We start from the raw sequence: 15402 nt of genomic DNA, 5'->3' as shown, positions 1-15402 counted from the left end.
CAAGTCTTAATCACAATATTTCATGGCTTTATTCTTTGATAAATTTAACTGTGTATGATGCAATAACACACAAGAATAATTACGAAACTCGTATTCCTTAATCATTTTGTCCTGTATGAGCTCAATCCGAATCTGGGTTTCTAAATAATCTTTGAAAAAATCTACCTGATTCAAACAAAACATATATTTTTGCTGATGATTCTCTAAGTTGTGCAAACTTGATTGATAAACTTTGCTTGTCAACACATCGTTTACATTTCCGTTTGCATATAAAAACACAATATCAAACCTTGAGAAATCATCAGAATTGAATATGGCTTGGGGCTTCAGCGCACATATATTTTGATTCACGCGTTCATATTTAAAATCTTGGATATATTTCTTTTTACATCCCTGTACAATCAAACAAGAACTTAAAATTATAATCAAACCACAATATTTCATCGATGACCTAAAAAACAATCAGTTGATACAAATAAATTGCTGGTTGGTGAGTGGAACTAAAACCTGTTTAGCATAAAACTCATTGAATATCTGTGTGGTAATATCTGAAAATGGTTCATCTTTAAAATGCGGTAAAATTGAAAAATTGATCAATCCCAATCCTTGAATATCCTGTAAATAAGGCGCTTTTGAAGCATCATCCATTGTTCTGATATATTCTAAATCTTGTCCCAATACGATAGAGCCAGCGGAACTGCCTATATAAGGTTTTCCCTGATTGATCAACCTTGAAATGACTTTGTCAGCCTGAGATCGTTTTAATTCTTGTAAGAGATAAAAGGTATTCCCTCCTGAAACAAAGATAAAGTCATTCCGATTTAGCGTCGCTTCAATTGACTGGATATCTTGCTCATCTATATGTAAAACATCAACCTGAATGCCTAGTTTTTCAAAGGCTTTTTTATCATCTTCGACATAAAATGTAATTGATTCAGGCTTACTTGCAGTCGGAATAAATGTAACAGACTTACCGATTAGAGGCTGATCAATATGCTGTGCAAAATCCAAATAAACATCCGCAAAAGAAGCTGCTAGAAAAAGGTTTTTCATGATGAACGCTCTATTTTCAGGTTATATTAAAAAATATTGTTAATTTTTAAAATAATTCAAAATCTTAAATGAAGACAATAAATCTAGATATTCAAATCAGTCCAACTTCATCATAGCACAGCAAAGCGACGGACTTTATGTAAAAATACAATGCTCAAATCAGTTTCTCATTCATATAGCGCCAATAACGTTTGGGAACATATTGAATATGAAGTTTGATATTTTTACGTGCCGAAATATTGACACTATTAAAATAGTCTTTCCAAAGTTGGTCATAAAGAATTTCATCGTCATCCAGTTCAATACTAAAATCCTGACTGGTCCCCTTATCAATATTTTGATCAATCTCAAATACATTCATACTGACTTGATGAATATTTTTTAAGTCATAATAAATGCCAAAATTCCGCAACTCATCATAAATGAGCCAACGTTGATCTTGATATCTTGCTTTGAAGTGCTTTTCAATCAATGGAAGAACATTGAAATCAGGACGTACCAAACTTAAAAATAATTCATCTTTACACTTTTTGAAACGGACAAAAGCCTCCATACGGTGCTTCTCACGCCCCACTTGTTTCGCCCATTTAGAAACTGCAAGCACATCTGCATGACCATAATCAGCATCGACACGTCGATGTGATGAAAACACGTAGATACTCAAATTAAATAAATGTTGAAATGCACTTTCCTGCTCAGATAAAAAAGTATAATAAAAATTACGCAATGTATTAGATGAAACCTTTTGCTTAAATGCCTTCCACACGCGATCAGCGTGAATTTCATTAGACTCAACAAAAATCGTTTCATCCAATAAACTGGATTGAAGACTATTTTGGCTGGCTATCAAGACATCCAGCTCTTTAAACTGAAATGCACGAAACACACAGCATAATAAGCCAGTCATCGTTCCATCAAAAATATACTTTGCCATTTAAAATAAAAGGTCCAACTGTGGTGAAAGTTGTTGCGTATATTTTGATTGACCAGTTTGTAATATTTGATGACGAATCTGACTCGGTAATTGATCCTTTACAAACGCAGGCGTATCAGCACAACGGATAAAATGGACAGCACGATTATATGCAATACCCATTTTCTTAATTTGATCGATATGAATCTTACCAAAACGTCGAGCCTGAATAATTTTTTTGGCTGAACGTACACCGATACCAGGTACGCGCAATATCATACGATACTCAGCACGATTGATGTCTACAGGAAATTGCTCAGGATGTCGTAATGCCCAACTCAGTTTGGGGTCGATATCCAAATCTAAATTCGGATGTTTTTCATTGACAATTTCTGTTGCCTCAAAACCATAGAAGCGCATTAACCAATCAGACTGATACAGACGATTCTCACGTAATAGTGGTGGTGCAGAACCGACAACAGGCAATGCCTTTTCTTGATCATTGATTGGAATATATCCTGAAAAATAGACCCGTTTAAGTTTAAATTCTTTATAGTGATGATCTGCCATGAGAATGATATCTTGGTCTGTTTCATTGTGTGCTCCCACAACCATCTGTGTGGTTTGCCCTGCCGGCACAAACTTCGGCACAGACTTTATAATTTTTCTCTCATCTTTAAACTGAATTAATCGATCTCGTACAATGCCTAAGTCTTTTTGCACTTCTCCATGAGTTTTTTCTGGTGCAAACTTTTTTAGCCCTTCTTCGGTCGGCATTTCCAAGTTAATACTCATGCGATCAACATAAAGCCCAGCTTCATGAATGATTTCTTGTGACGCACCCGGAATGGTTTTAAGGTGAATATAGCCATTAAAATTTTCTTCTAGGCGTAGTTTTTTCACCACCTGCAACATACGCTCCATAGTGTAATCAGCAGATTTAAAAATTCCTGAACTTAAAAATAGCCCTTCAATATAATTTCTTCGGTAAAAATTAATGGTTAAATCCACGACTTCTTGCACAGTAAATGCCGCTCTTTTGACATCATTTGAGCGCCTAGAAACACAATAAGAGCAGTCAAAAATACATACATTGGAAAATAAGATTTTAAGTAAGGAAACACATCGCCCGTCTTCGGTATAGCTATGACAAATACCAGAACCAGTATTTCCAAGCCCTTTATCCTTGTTTTTACGTTGACTTCCACTGGACGAGCATGACACATCATACTTTGCAGCATCTGCCAAAATTTGCAATTTTTCTCTGATACGTTCTGTCATGACTTAAACTCAATTTTACCAATGAATTTTAGTCATTATATAAACTCTGAAGGCTGTAAAATATTGATCTAATCATCATCACGACATGAGCTGACGTATAAATTATAATCCATTATTTTTACAGTAAATTATCAACTCAAACTTCTAAATGAAAACTAGAAATATACAATGAATTTAAATCATTTAAACATTGCCCATTCATGTTGATGGGCAAATCTCAATAGTAAAGTCAATGTTCTTCTAAGCTTGCGCTGAAAGTGGCAGTCCAAAGATGCGATCAAATGACCAGTTAAAAATAAATGTATAAATAGGAATAATGACAATCAATGCTGCATCCAACAGGAATGCATCAAGAAAACTGATTTTCATCCACCATGCAATCAAGGGGATTAAAAATACAATTAAGGTCAGTTGGAAGCCAATAGCATGAACAATACGACGTTTTACCGTACGTTGACGTGAAAGTTGACGTTTTTCCCAAGCCTCAAAAATAAGGTTATAAATAAAATTCCAACTCACAGCAATGGTCGTAATAAAAATCGCCAATGGACCCGTTTGACTCAATTGAGTCCCTGAAAGTAATGCAAGACCTAAAGATGAAATTGTCAATCCGATGATTTCATAACTACTCACATAAATCACTCGACGTTTAAACCCTTGCATATATCAATCTCAATTTTTTAAGAAAGGCTATTTTAATTTCAGTTATAATAATAGATAAAGATAATAGCTTTCAGTTGAGCTGATACCAAACTATGAATTTCACCAGTGAAAATATTGAATTGTTTGTCAAAGTCATTGATACAGGTTCTTTTTCAGCTGCCGCTCGTGCCCTGAATAGGGTTCCATCAGCAGTAAGCATGGGAATCGCTAATATTGAAGCTGAATTAGGCTTACAACTCTTTGAAAGAACACCAAGAAAAGTCATTCCAACAGCAACTGCACTGGCATTAGCCCCACAAGCTCGCATTATTTCTGAACAATTAAAACAACTCAGTAAACATGCTTATGAACTTTCTTTAGGTCTAGAAAGCATATTAAAAATAGGTGTGGTATCGGATGTAAATAATCAGAAGCTTTTGCGTGCAATTGATCAACTCGCCTGCAAATATCCGTTATTAAATATTGAAATCATTACTGCGCCACAAGATGATATTTTACATTTATTGTACTCTGAGCAAATCAGTATCTGTTTGGCAGGTTCTGGGCAAAATATTAAAATACAAGAACATTTGCAATTGGTTAGTTTGGAAACCGTCGTTGCAACTATTTCTGCTCAACATGATTTAATCACTCACTACAACCACCCTATTTATATCGAAGATCTGATCAATATTCGTCAAATTATTGTGGCGAGTACCGATTTAGATATTACTGACTTAAGACCAGTAATTGGTGCATCTTACTGGAGGACCAATAATCTACAAACAGCTATTGATATGGTTGAAGCAGGTTTAGGATGGGGAAACTTTCCATATTCACTGGTCAAACCATATATTGAGGAGGGGCGTTTAATTCAAATTAATTTTAAAAATACTTATAACCAACTTTCTGTCCCGATTTATTTGATTTGGCTAAAAGATAAAGCACTCCCTAAAGCTACTCGAGAACTGATCGAATTGATCAGACAAAGTTTAGATCAGGATAGCTGCCATAATGCTTAAATTTAACGATCAAATATAGCCTTAAATAAAGTTGAGAAGTTTCTAAATTTCATCCTTCAATTACATGACTTGTAAGTAAATTTACAATAGATAATCCACATTTATCCATCATTAGGTATATTGATTGAATGATCAAAACAGATAAGGCTTTGTTATGAATAATAAATTAAGAGTATTTACCTTAGTCAGTGGAATTGCATTACTTAGTGTTGCTGCACTCGCTCATTCAGAGCATGAAAAAATCCCAACAGCTAAAGATATCAATCTAAATAAATACTTGGGGCAATGGCATGAAATCGCTCGCAAGCCCCTCTATTTTCAGAAAAAATGTGATTATAACGTAACTGCTCATTATTCATTAAATGAAAATGGAAGCATTAGAGTGGATAATACTTGTTATAGTCAAGATGGAAAACTTCAGCAATCGATTGGGGTCGCTAAAGTACAAAATGCGCCTGTCAATTCAAAATTAAAAGTTACATTTTTACCGAAAGCTTTACGTTGGTTACCTGTAGGACGCGGTGATTATTGGATTCTAAAAATTGATGAAGACTATCAAGTGGCTTTAGTTGGAACACCTAACAAAAAGTATCTTTGGTTACTCAGCCGTTCTCAAAAACTAGATCCTGTAGTTGTTGAAGAATATTTAAATTATGCACAACACTTAGGCTATGACTTAAAAGATTTAATTTATACCAAGCAAAAATAGTAAAGACTTGGAAAATTTATAAAGGCATGCTTGTTAAAACGGCGAATGAACAAAATTTCAAGCATCGAATTTTTATTCATTCAGCATCAGACTCGATTTTTTGCTTGAATACAATCAGTCTGACCATAAAAAATTTGACTTGGCATGCTCAGGACTTACAATACGCCTTTTAGATTTCCAGTATTACCAAAATCATGTCAAACGATCAAATCGAAGCACAAATTGTTGACTTAGACAATTTGCAAGAACACCGCGAAATTGTGACGTTTATGCGCAGATCGTCGCCGCTCAATACTTCACAACGTACTGCACTTGAGCAACATCGTGAGTTAATTTTGGAATACCCTGTTGGCGACTTGCGACAGCATTTTGAACATCCGGAACGCCCACTGACTGTAGAAATTGGTTTTGGTATGGGGCGTTCTTTGGTGTTGATGGCAAAAGCCAATCCTGAGCGTAACTTCGTTGGAATCGAAGTTCATGTTCCCGGTATTGCACAGTGCGTTTATGAAGCAGGCATGGCAGAAGTCAAAAATCTTCGTGTTTTAGATGCAGATGCAATTCAAGTGCTTCGTGAAATGCCTGATAATAGTATCAATACTGTTCAGCTTTATTTTCCTGATCCTTGGCAGAAAAAACGTCATTTCAAACGTCGTTTTGTGTCACATGATCGTATGCCATTGGTGGAAGAAAAACTTGAAATTGGTGGTACTTTTCATGCTGCAACAGACTGGGAACCGTATGCTGAATGGATGCTTGATGTCTTAGATAATCGCCCCCGCCTAGAAAATCTTGCGGGGAAAGGCAACAGTTATCCTCGTCCAGAATGGCGCCCACAAACTAAGTTTGAACGCCGTGGAATTGAATCAGGTCATAAAATCAATGACTTTATTTTCAAAAAAATCAATTAAATCAGAATTTCTTCGCCATCAAAAAAGCTGTAACAATCGTTACAGCTTTTTTTACGTCTTTTTACATCGTTAAGCTCGATACGGACTTGAATTTCGGGCTCAGCACATTGTTCTGTAGTTTTGTTTGCATGTATTCAGCATATACAGACAATTTTTCATAAATGTGCTCAGAATAAAACATATCTTCAACTAAATTTTGTGCTCGATAAATATCATAAAGCCCTAATAAAGTTAAAATCCTCGCATTCATTTCAGAGAATTCTCGGCATAATGCCATATGCGTAGCATCTTTATATTTAAAAAGCAGTTGTTGCATATTTAAGTCATCTGCTTGGTATTGAAATGAGCTCTGCAGTTGATGATCCTGTGGGCGAATCAGAAAAATTCTAATTCTGAAATAACGCTCAATTTCATATAGTCCCTGGATGTCGATTGGATAATCTGTAATTAAAAAAATGGTCTGTATTTCAGACAGTGTCAGCGCTTTGAACAACTCAAAACAAATAAAGTCCTGCTCGATTAATGCTTGATCCTGAAAATCAAGACGTAACTTTAAGCTTTCTAGGACAGTTTCATCTTTTTCAGTTAAATTTATGGTTTTTTCAATTTGATAATAAGGCTTGAGCAGACTTTGAAGTTGGTCTGTTAGTGGCGAGGTGTACAAAACGGTTTGATTTAAATTTGCCAAAATAAACGGCGCAAACAAATAGGCAAAGTCTGTTTGATTGGTGGTCATTTCAGATTGGATAATCAATATATGTCTTTTTTCAGAAAACTCACGCAAAACTTTGGCACGTAATAATGTTGCTTCAAAGTTAACGAATTTCTGATTTAAATGATTGATCACCGTCATTGAACAAGCATGATCAGATAAAAACTGCGTAAGCACATTCAACTGAGCTGTCATAAACATTTCTCTAACTCACTTTCTACCACCTCAAGTAACAGTATTCTGAAAACAAATCATAAATAAATATAGTCACAAATATTTATAAAAAATATATAACAGATAGAGCTAAAACGATGTGATCTGTTATAGTTATTTCACAACTTGTCTTGAATAATGTCATGTATAAATCTGAACAACTGGCACATAGTCTTAAAGCATTGATTGAAAATGGGACATGGAAAGCACATGAAAAACTCCCTTCGCTTCGACAGCAAGTTGAACAATCTGGATTCAGCCTAATTACCGTCATGAATGCTTATCAAGAACTTGAAGCGCAGGGTTTGATTTATTCAAAAGAAAAGTCTGGTTATTTTGTCGTTGAGCAAACTTCTCAGCACAGCCTACCAGTACATGTCGTCAATGAAACGATTGAAATCAACTCAGTGGTATTTAAATATTTAAAATCGATACAATCTGAAAATATCATCCCACTGGGTTCCGCATTTCCAAATAGCCAATTGTTATATTCAGCCAAACTTATTCAATCACTAGGACAACTTGCAAAGCAACGGCGCAGTTATGAACAAACACCCAGTTTACCGCCAGGAAATTATCAACTGCGTAAAACTATTGCACAAAAGTATGCCATGCAAGGTATCCCAACGGATCCCTCAGATATTGTGATGACTTCTGGTGGATTAGATGCCTTAAATCTTTCATTACAAGCGCTAACGCATGCTGGAGATTACATTTTATTGCAAGAAACCATGTTTTATGGCGCATGGCAAGCAGCTGAACGTCTCGGTTTAAAAGTGATTACCATTCCTGAACATGCTGAGCATGGTATTGATTTGGAGGCTTTTGAACAAGCTATTCTTAAATATCCCATCAAAGTTTGTATGATGATGTTGAATAGTCAAAACCCCATTGGTTTCACTGTAAGTGATGAGATTAAACTCAAGCTCGCCAAACTTCTGCATACTCATCAAATTTATCTCATTGAAGATGATGTCTATGAAGAACTCTACTATGGTCAAAAAAAACCGCTCCCAATGAAATATTTTGATCAGCAAAACTGGGTTCTACACTGCTCGTCTTTCTCTAAAACTTTGGGGGCAGGTTTTAGAATAGGTTGGGTCTATGCAGGAAAATTTTCTGAACATATTCAACACACTCAATTAATGAGTACACTTTCAGTCAATTCATTTATTCAAAATGCCTTGGTCGAATATTTATCTCATCGCCATTATGAAAAACATCTAAAAACTTTACGCTTAACTTTACAACGTTATAAAAAGCAATACTTTAATTATCTCAAAGCCCATTTACCTGCACAATGTCATGTGAAATATTATCCTTCAGGGTATTTTTTATGGATTGAACTACCCGAACGAGTCAATAGCAATGATGTCTATCATCAAATGTTGGAGAAAGGCGTCAGTATTACACCGAGTAATTTATTTAATATCACAAACCAACAAAATAATTTTATTCGAATCAATTGCTCTTTTGAATTAAATGAAAAATTTATTCAAGCACTTAACCATTTAATTACTATCATTGAAGCAGCACTAAAAGACTAATTTTTATAACAGATGAAAAGTTTCGCTGTTCATCTGTTATATTTTTTTTCTAATTTTTTGTATCTACGCGATATCAACTTATATCGTCATAATTCAATCATATTAAGCAGAAAGAGATTTTGCGATGAATGATGACAAAAGCCCTAAAAAACCACAATATGCGGATAGTTCTATTTCGGACAAAGCCTTTAAACGAATGATTATCTGGTTTTTTATCTACTGTAGTCTATTTTGCATCGGAGTCATCGTCACCATTGGTGCAGATCACGCTGCTATCATTAAATGATGAGCCATTTTAGTAATCAAGTTACAACAAACACTCACCTTACTCCAGTGAGTGTTTTTTTTGTATTTGTTGACTAAGTAAGTTATAGACACAGCTTAGATCCAGACGTCCTTGTTGTTCCAACATATTTTGATGCATTTTTAAAATATTCCTATCACCACGCATTGCAGGTCCAGTTTGCATGGCTACGGGATCATTCTGGGTCGCTTTATGTGCCGTTTCTAAAATCAGCGGATACAACAAGTTAAAATCAACATGTTGCGCATCAACCACTTGTTTTGCCATGTCATAACAATAATTACTAAAGTTACATGCAAATACCGCTGCCAAGTGTAAACTCAAACGTTGTGCTGAAGTATAGTGATAGATACGCTCACTTAGACTATTGGCTAACGCTGTCAGTATTGCCAAATCCTCAGTTAATTCAGTTTCAATGAATAAAGGTGTCGTTTTCCACTCAACATTACGATCAAAACTAAATGTTTGTAAGGGATAAAAAACCCCTGATTTTTGATGAAACTCGGTCAAAACTTTCAAATTGGTACTACCAGAAGTATGTACAATCAGAACTTCAGTCAGCTGAGAATGAACAGATTGAATCACTTGTGCAATGGCTTGATCACTGACAGCAATCACCAATAGATCAATTTTAGGATCAATATGCACTAGTCGTTCTATCGCTTGTGCATTTACTTGAGATGCTAACGTTTCTGCGTGAATTAAATCACGACTATAAATCTGTACAATGTCATGTTGTTCTGACAATTTTCGTGCTAAATGAGTCGCAACACGACCTGAACCAATGAAACTAATACGCATAGCAACATCTTAAATTTAAATTGGCTTACAGCATGCCAATAAAAAAGGGATGAATCAATTCATCCCTTTCTTTATATTTCAGAAAAATGATCTGAATATATTTAGTTTAATTTAACGCGTTATTGAGATAAATAATACGTTCAGCAGTTCGCTTATTAAAACACTTGGTATATTGCATTTCTTTATTTTGTTGAGACATCGCATCATCCCAATATTGGCGTTGTTGCTGATAGGTTTCAACTTCACTTTCAGGCAGTTCACTATAACTTTTTTGTGAAATCACTTTACAGTCTACATCACGCTTTTCAAACCACTCTGCTTGATCTTGCTTGAGTTGTGCCTTCGCTTCTTCCGTTAAACTGTCCCAAGTTTGATTTAAACGATCAACTTGTTTGGCTTTTTCTTCATCAAGCTCTTTTTTACGGATATCCATGGCTTTCTGTGCAAGCTCAGTCTGTGCCGCATTTTCGATCTGATTTTCTTGCTGACGTTCACGTATATCTTTATTTTCTTTAATATAAGCAGCATATTGCACTGCTTTAACAGAGACAAAACTGACACCTTGAATAATTGCATCTTGATTTAACACATCCAGCGTTAAACCATCTTGATCTGTTTTAACCACATTATAATTAAATTTGCCTTTTAACTGATCATTACCGAGCACCAGTTTAGACTCGCCTGCTTCAATATATTCTCGAAGCGTACGATAACCTTCACCTTCACATTCTTCGCTACGGCAATCTTGACCATATTCAGCATAGGCATTTTCAGCACGCTGTTGTAAGCCTTTAGGAAATTGTACAACCAGCTGACTTTCGCACTCTAACTGATTGGTTTTAGTAGAATCATTACTAAGAGTGCGTACATTTTTGACTTCAAATTTCAGACCATTATTGATTTTTTGCAATAATGCTTGGTCTGCTTCATAACCTGAATTGGCAATATTGTCTGAAACTTGACGTAAATATTCATCTTTTAAAAATTTCTGAATTTGATCAATATTGCTTTGGTTGGTACAACTCCACTCAGCAAGTGCGGTATTGTTATCATCTTTTTTCTTTTTAAAATAATCACATCCTGACAATAGCAAAGAACTTGAAAGGGCTGTAATTATAAGTAAAGGGCTAAAGGATTTATTCATTGTTTATCCAATCATCTTTTTATCTGCGCCATTTAAACAAAATTTGATGCGATTTTCGAGCAAAAAATAAAAAAGCTTCTTTGTCCAGAAGCTTTTTTATTCATTTCATTATAATGAGAATCTTAAGGTGTGGTTGCACCCACCACTTCAAACTCAATGCGACGATTTTTAAATTGCCCTTCTTTCGTCGAATTATCTGCAATCGGATTATCCTGACCATGTCCTTCCGCAGTAAGCTGAGAACTATGAACTCCCTTTTCAACCAAATAAGCGACAACGGATTTCGCTCGTTTTTCTGATAAGGTTTTATTTGAGGCTGCATTCCCGACATTATCAGTAAAACCTTTGACCACAAGTTTTGCATCAGGCAGTTGTTTTAACAAACTCGCTGCTTTATCCAAAATGGCTTTATTGGCATGAGGAATATCTGTAGAACCAGTTGCAAAGTTAATCACCTGAAGGTTTAAAGCTGCGGCAATATCATTGACATTCGCAGAGTCTACTTGAATATTTGACAATGCTTGATCAGCTTGTGAATTACTTGTATCGACATTTGCTGTCGCATCCGATGCAGCGAGATTCGCAGTTGATTGGTTTGCTGTAATATTTACATTTGGAATAATACCTTTTAATTCATCAGCCAATTTTTGTGCTTGAGCCAAATCTGGGGCTTGAATGGTAAATTGATCACCCATCCATGCCAATGAAATATTCGGAATTCCTTTAATTTTTGTTAAAACTTGATTGATTGCATTTTGATCTGGCAAGTCACCTGCATAAGCTGTATTGGCTGTAATTTGACACTGATCTGCTTGACCAAACACAGAGGCAACAGCACCTTTTAATTGATCCAACAAAGTTTGGCTACTGGATTGTGCTTGGCAATTTGCCAGCTTACCCTGTGCATCAGTAGAAAGCTGAAATTCAGCAGCTTGTAAATCTACAACAGCCTGTGAAGCTGAGCTTCCTGTTGCAGATTCGCCAACTACAGCAGGTTTACTGCTACATTGCTTGAACAATAATGCAGCTAAACCTGCAATCACCAATAAAGCAATGATGGGCAACAGCCAATTTGATTTTTTTGGCTCATCTTGAACTGGGCTTGAGTTAAGCGGTGGAACAGGTGTAGGCGTGACAATTTCAACGGGTGCAGGAGCAACGGGCTCAACAGGTGGTATGACCGTTTCTGCAACAGGCACAGCTTCTGCATTGGAAGCGAAACCTAAGCCTCCAACGCTGAGCCCAAGTGCTGAAAATAAGCCCCCAGCCCATGCAGGCAACGCAGCCTGAATATTCCCCCACTGCGCCTTAATTAAATCGAAAATTTCATGTTTATTGTCTGAGCCTGCCTGATCTGCAAGCAAAGATAATGTGGGAGAAATAGCATGATTTAATGTGTTTTCAATGTCTTGTGCCGGTGCATCCCCCCGAACCAGATCAAGAAATTGGCTTACCGTTTCTGGACGATAACTAAAAATGTCAGCGAGCCGTGGATTCAGATTTTGCTGAAGTGTACTAATCAGTTCAGGTTTGGATTTAAAAATAGTAAGAAGGATGGGAAAAAAAGCGCTTAACGCACCGATTTTTTCATCTTGAAACTGTTGATCATGTTGTAAAACTTTTGTTGTCACTTGTTGTTTTAAAAGCTCAATAATATTCATAATTCTGGACACTCCTATATCATTGTTGTGTTTGTCGCATTAGAATCACTTATTGATCGTTTTTTATTCTAGTGGTTAATTTTTGATATTTATAATATCTTTTTGTAGCAATAAATGTTTTATATCTATAAAAAAAGCCAGCTTATGCTGGCTTTTTAAACTCAATAGAAGTGAACACTTTCCTATATTAAGCGATAAACGTCGCTACAACTTTACCCAACATTTTTTGATTAATTAGTGGTGTATTTTTCCCATTTGAATAAATGCTGTCTTTGCTCACTGTCCATTCCATGTCTGGATCAACCAATGCCCAACCTGATTCTTTCACCCAACGTTCAGTCATGTTGGCAACTTTTGCAGGTGCAGAAGTCACTTTTTCAACCCATTCTAAAGGTTCAAATAAACCTTCACGAACCAATTGAACGCCAAAAGACACATAGGTATCAAATGCACTGATACCGGGCAAAGTTTCAGCAAATGGTGCTAATTTAGCCGAGCCACTTAAAGGTTCATGATGCGTACAAATCGCATCAATAATACCCTCTTTTACTCCCTTACGAAGTAATTCCTTATCTTGTTCAGCACGTAAAGGTGGGCGTACATGCGCAAGCGAATTAAAACCATCAATCAATTGATCAGTTAAATGCAGTTGGTGCATCGCAACATCCGCTGTAACTGGCAAACCTTTCTGCTTTGCAATTTTGATCAAATCGACAGATGCGCCAGTCGAAAGTAAGCCAAAATGCGCTTTAACGCCTGTTGCTTCAATCATCAATAAATATTTTGCAATAGCGATTGTCTCTGCAAGCGCAGGAATCATTGGCAAACCTTGACGTGAGGCAACAAAACCTTCGTGTACACATCCGTCTTTGGCAATTTGATGCTCTTCAGGATAGAACACAACGGTCATATCCAAACCCGCGGCATACTCCAGTGTACGAAGTACCACATCATCATTTTCAAAGGTCGCATAGGCATTTGAAACAGCTGTACAGCCACCCTTTTTCAACCCCGCCATATTGGCAGGCTGTTTTCCGTTTAAACCTTGTGTTTGTGCGCCAATCACCTGTAAGTGGATACCGCCATCCAACATGGCTTTTTCAACCAAACCATGAATTAAAGCGCCGTTATCTTGCACAATCGGTTGGGAGTCAGGTGGCGTGAACACATGTAAAATGCCATTTTCACGAGCAGCTTTACCTTCTGACTTTAGTGTTCCATGCTGTTGTTGACCTGGCTCACGTAAACGTGCGCAAAGATCCACCATGGTCGGCATCAACCACTTCCCTTGCCCATCAATGCTTTCAACAACGTCATTCGAGGACTCTACAAGTTTTCCATCTTTCAGATAAACAGTTTGTACGCGGTCAGTTTTGTTGATGGGGTCTAAGACACGTACATTTTCAATTTTTACAATACTCATGACTTTATCCTCTACCTTAAACTGCAATCGCGTCTAATAAACCTTTTTCCTGCAACTGACCTTGCATTGCCAGCGCCAAAACAGCCATACGAACTGCAATACCGTTGGTCACTTGATGAAGAATCACCGATTGATCCCCATCCGCAATGCTGGAATCAATTTCTACACCACGATTCATAGGTCCAGGATGCATCACGATACAATCTGGTTTTGCCAAAGCAAGGCGTTCTTTGTTCAAACCATACATTTTGTAAAACTCAGCTTGTGAAGACAAAGCGGGTGAATCAATACGTTCATTTTGAATACGTAAGGTAATGATCACATCGCAATCTTTAACCCCTTCATCCATTTTATTGAATAGACGTACACCTTCACCATATTCATCAAAACCATGAGGCAATAATGTGTTTGGGGCAATGACACGGATATCTTTACAGCCGAGCGTTTGTAAAGCCGCAATGTCTGAACGAGCGACACGTGAGTGTTTAATATCGCCAATAATTGCGAGGCTAATATCTTCAAAATTCTTTTTAGTTTCACGGCGAATGGTCAACATATCCAACATTGCTTGAGTTGGATGTGCATGACGTCCATCACCTGCATTGATAATAGCAACATGAGGACATACAGTTTCTGCGATAAAGTGAGCAGCACCTGAAGAAGAATGACGCACCACGAAAATATCGGCTGCCATTGCTTCTAAATTCCAAAGTGTGTCACGTAATGTTTCACCTTTTGAAGTACTTGAACGTGCAATATCAATATTCAGTACATTGGCTGACAAGCGCTTTGCAGCAGCTTCAAAAGTGGTACGAGTACGAGTTGAGTTTTCAAAAAACAGATTCATCACTGTACGACCTTCTAAAAGCGGTGTCGTTATCAGTTGATTTTGATCATTTATAAAAGAATGGGCTGTATCTAGAATTTTAGTGAGGGTTTCTTTAGAAAGACCTTCGATGGTCAGGAAATGCTTTAAGTTTCCATCATTATTGAGTTGAATCTGGCTCGGTGTATGCAATGCCGCCAAGTGCATGAGAGATTCCTTAGAGGTTAAGTTAACGTATTA

At 36.6% G+C, this 15402-nt stretch carries 15 protein-coding genes; 4 read left to right on the top strand and 11 right to left on the bottom strand.

Translation table 11 applies throughout. The features are described 5' to 3' along the window. Positions 1-6: 6 nt before the first annotated feature. From AC1Z3T_RS12750 to AC1Z3T_RS12730, 5 genes are all read right to left on the bottom strand, one after another. Complete coding sequence (locus AC1Z3T_RS12750; protein ID WP_100885030.1) at positions 7-444, bottom strand: hypothetical protein; 438 nt, start codon at positions 442-444, stop codon at positions 7-9. A gap of 18 nt (positions 445-462) precedes the next feature. After that, entirely contained in the window at positions 463-1053 is a 591-nt protein-coding gene (locus AC1Z3T_RS12745; protein WP_100885029.1) for a Type 1 glutamine amidotransferase-like domain-containing protein, read from the bottom strand. 154 nt (positions 1054-1207) lie between these two features. Next, entirely contained in the window at positions 1208-1987 is a 780-nt protein-coding gene (locus tag AC1Z3T_RS12740; RefSeq protein WP_100885028.1) for a TIGR03915 family putative DNA repair protein, read from the bottom strand. After that, positions 1988-3247, bottom strand: coding sequence for a putative DNA modification/repair radical SAM protein (locus tag AC1Z3T_RS12735; RefSeq protein ID WP_004831123.1), 1260 nt, complete (start codon positions 3245-3247; stop codon positions 1988-1990). A gap of 240 nt (positions 3248-3487) precedes the next feature. Next, positions 3488-3910, bottom strand: coding sequence for a PACE efflux transporter (locus AC1Z3T_RS12730; protein ID WP_100885027.1), 423 nt, complete (start codon positions 3908-3910; stop codon positions 3488-3490). Positions 3911-4002: 92 nt separating this feature from the next. Here AC1Z3T_RS12730 and AC1Z3T_RS12725 point away from each other — a divergent pair, with 92 nt between their 5' ends. The 3 genes from AC1Z3T_RS12725 to trmB all read left to right on the top strand — a co-directional run bounded on the left by AC1Z3T_RS12725 (position 4003) and on the right by trmB (position 6531). Beyond that, positions 4003-4911, top strand: coding sequence for a LysR family transcriptional regulator (locus AC1Z3T_RS12725; RefSeq protein ID WP_004831125.1), 909 nt, complete (start codon positions 4003-4005; stop codon positions 4909-4911). A gap of 154 nt (positions 4912-5065) precedes the next feature. Further along, the gene (locus AC1Z3T_RS12720) at positions 5066-5620 is read left to right on the top strand and encodes a lipocalin family protein (protein WP_004831126.1); all 555 of its coding nucleotides are present in this window, start codon (positions 5066-5068) and stop codon (positions 5618-5620) included. A 194-nt stretch (positions 5621-5814) separates the two neighbouring features. Continuing rightward, on the top strand, positions 5815-6531 hold the full coding sequence (gene trmB, locus AC1Z3T_RS12715) for a tRNA (guanosine(46)-N7)-methyltransferase TrmB (RefSeq protein ID WP_004831127.1): 717 nt from the start codon (positions 5815-5817) through the stop codon (positions 6529-6531). A gap of 61 nt (positions 6532-6592) precedes the next feature. Here the strand turns inward: trmB and AC1Z3T_RS12710 are convergent, their stop codons facing one another. After that, the gene (locus AC1Z3T_RS12710) at positions 6593-7438 is read right to left on the bottom strand and encodes a hypothetical protein (protein ID WP_228153691.1); all 846 of its coding nucleotides are present in this window, start codon (positions 7436-7438) and stop codon (positions 6593-6595) included. Between the two features lie 161 nt (positions 7439-7599). On the opposite strand from AC1Z3T_RS12710, the gene AC1Z3T_RS12705 reads away from it, so the two are divergent. Continuing rightward, positions 7600-9003, top strand: a complete 1404-nt coding sequence (locus AC1Z3T_RS12705) for an aminotransferase-like domain-containing protein (RefSeq protein ID WP_483396680.1) — start codon at positions 7600-7602, stop codon at positions 9001-9003. Positions 9004-9328: 325 nt separating this feature from the next. Here AC1Z3T_RS12705 and AC1Z3T_RS12700 read toward each other — a convergent pair whose 3' ends face one another. The 5 genes from AC1Z3T_RS12700 to AC1Z3T_RS12680 all read right to left on the bottom strand — a co-directional run bounded on the left by AC1Z3T_RS12700 (position 9329) and on the right by AC1Z3T_RS12680 (position 15369). Continuing rightward, positions 9329-10108 carry a Rossmann-like and DUF2520 domain-containing protein gene (locus AC1Z3T_RS12700; protein WP_483396679.1) on the bottom strand — a complete coding sequence of 260 codons (780 nt, stop codon included), beginning with the start codon at positions 10106-10108 and terminating at the stop codon, positions 9329-9331. A gap of 106 nt (positions 10109-10214) precedes the next feature. Next, complete coding sequence (locus AC1Z3T_RS12695; protein ID WP_046760259.1) at positions 10215-11252, bottom strand: hypothetical protein; 1038 nt, start codon at positions 11250-11252, stop codon at positions 10215-10217. Positions 11253-11374: 122 nt separating this feature from the next. Then, the gene (locus AC1Z3T_RS12690) at positions 11375-12913 is read right to left on the bottom strand and encodes an OmpA family protein (protein WP_483396678.1); all 1539 of its coding nucleotides are present in this window, start codon (positions 12911-12913) and stop codon (positions 11375-11377) included. Positions 12914-13100: 187 nt separating this feature from the next. Further along, the gene (locus AC1Z3T_RS12685; protein ID WP_483396677.1) at positions 13101-14336 is read right to left on the bottom strand and encodes a dihydroorotase; all 1236 of its coding nucleotides are present in this window, start codon (positions 14334-14336) and stop codon (positions 13101-13103) included. Positions 14337-14352: 16 nt separating this feature from the next. Further along, on the bottom strand, positions 14353-15369 hold the full coding sequence (locus tag AC1Z3T_RS12680; RefSeq protein ID WP_004831135.1) for an aspartate carbamoyltransferase catalytic subunit: 1017 nt from the start codon (positions 15367-15369) through the stop codon (positions 14353-14355). Positions 15370-15402: the final 33 nt, after the last annotated feature.

Source organism: Acinetobacter sp. B-6 (assembly GCF_056930735.1).
Note: the sequence above shows the minus strand (reverse complement) of the source record. Positions and strands in the feature narration are given on the sequence as shown.

Bases quoted from the DNA above. Each gene is read 5' to 3' on its own strand.
- AC1Z3T_RS12750 (WP_100885030.1), bottom strand. From the start codon at position 444: ATGAAATATTGTGGTTTGATTATAATTTTAAGTTCTTGTTTGATTGTA.
- AC1Z3T_RS12745 (WP_100885029.1), bottom strand. From the start codon at position 1,053: ATGAAAAACCTTTTTCTAGCAGCTTCTTTTGCGGATGTTTATTTGGAT.
- AC1Z3T_RS12740 (WP_100885028.1), bottom strand. From the start codon at position 1,987: ATGGCAAAGTATATTTTTGATGGAACGATGACTGGCTTATTATGCTGT.
- AC1Z3T_RS12735 (WP_004831123.1), bottom strand. From the start codon at position 3,247: ATGACAGAACGTATCAGAGAAAAATTGCAAATTTTGGCAGATGCTGCA.
- AC1Z3T_RS12730 (WP_100885027.1), bottom strand. From the start codon at position 3,910: ATGCAAGGGTTTAAACGTCGAGTGATTTATGTGAGTAGTTATGAAATC.
- AC1Z3T_RS12725 (WP_004831125.1), top strand. From the start codon at position 4,003: ATGAATTTCACCAGTGAAAATATTGAATTGTTTGTCAAAGTCATTGAT.
- AC1Z3T_RS12720 (WP_004831126.1), top strand. From the start codon at position 5,066: ATGAATAATAAATTAAGAGTATTTACCTTAGTCAGTGGAATTGCATTA.
- trmB (WP_004831127.1), top strand. From the start codon at position 5,815: ATGTCAAACGATCAAATCGAAGCACAAATTGTTGACTTAGACAATTTG.
- AC1Z3T_RS12710 (WP_228153691.1), bottom strand. From the start codon at position 7,438: ATGACAGCTCAGTTGAATGTGCTTACGCAGTTTTTATCTGATCATGCT.
- AC1Z3T_RS12705 (WP_483396680.1), top strand. From the start codon at position 7,600: ATGTATAAATCTGAACAACTGGCACATAGTCTTAAAGCATTGATTGAA.
- AC1Z3T_RS12700 (WP_483396679.1), bottom strand. From the start codon at position 10,108: ATGCGTATTAGTTTCATTGGTTCAGGTCGTGTTGCGACTCATTTAGCA.
- AC1Z3T_RS12695 (WP_046760259.1), bottom strand. From the start codon at position 11,252: ATGAATAAATCCTTTAGCCCTTTACTTATAATTACAGCCCTTTCAAGT.
- AC1Z3T_RS12690 (WP_483396678.1), bottom strand. From the start codon at position 12,913: ATGAATATTATTGAGCTTTTAAAACAACAAGTGACAACAAAAGTTTTA.
- AC1Z3T_RS12685 (WP_483396677.1), bottom strand. From the start codon at position 14,336: ATGAGTATTGTAAAAATTGAAAATGTACGTGTCTTAGACCCCATCAAC.
- AC1Z3T_RS12680 (WP_004831135.1), bottom strand. From the start codon at position 15,369: ATGCACTTGGCGGCATTGCATACACCGAGCCAGATTCAACTCAATAAT.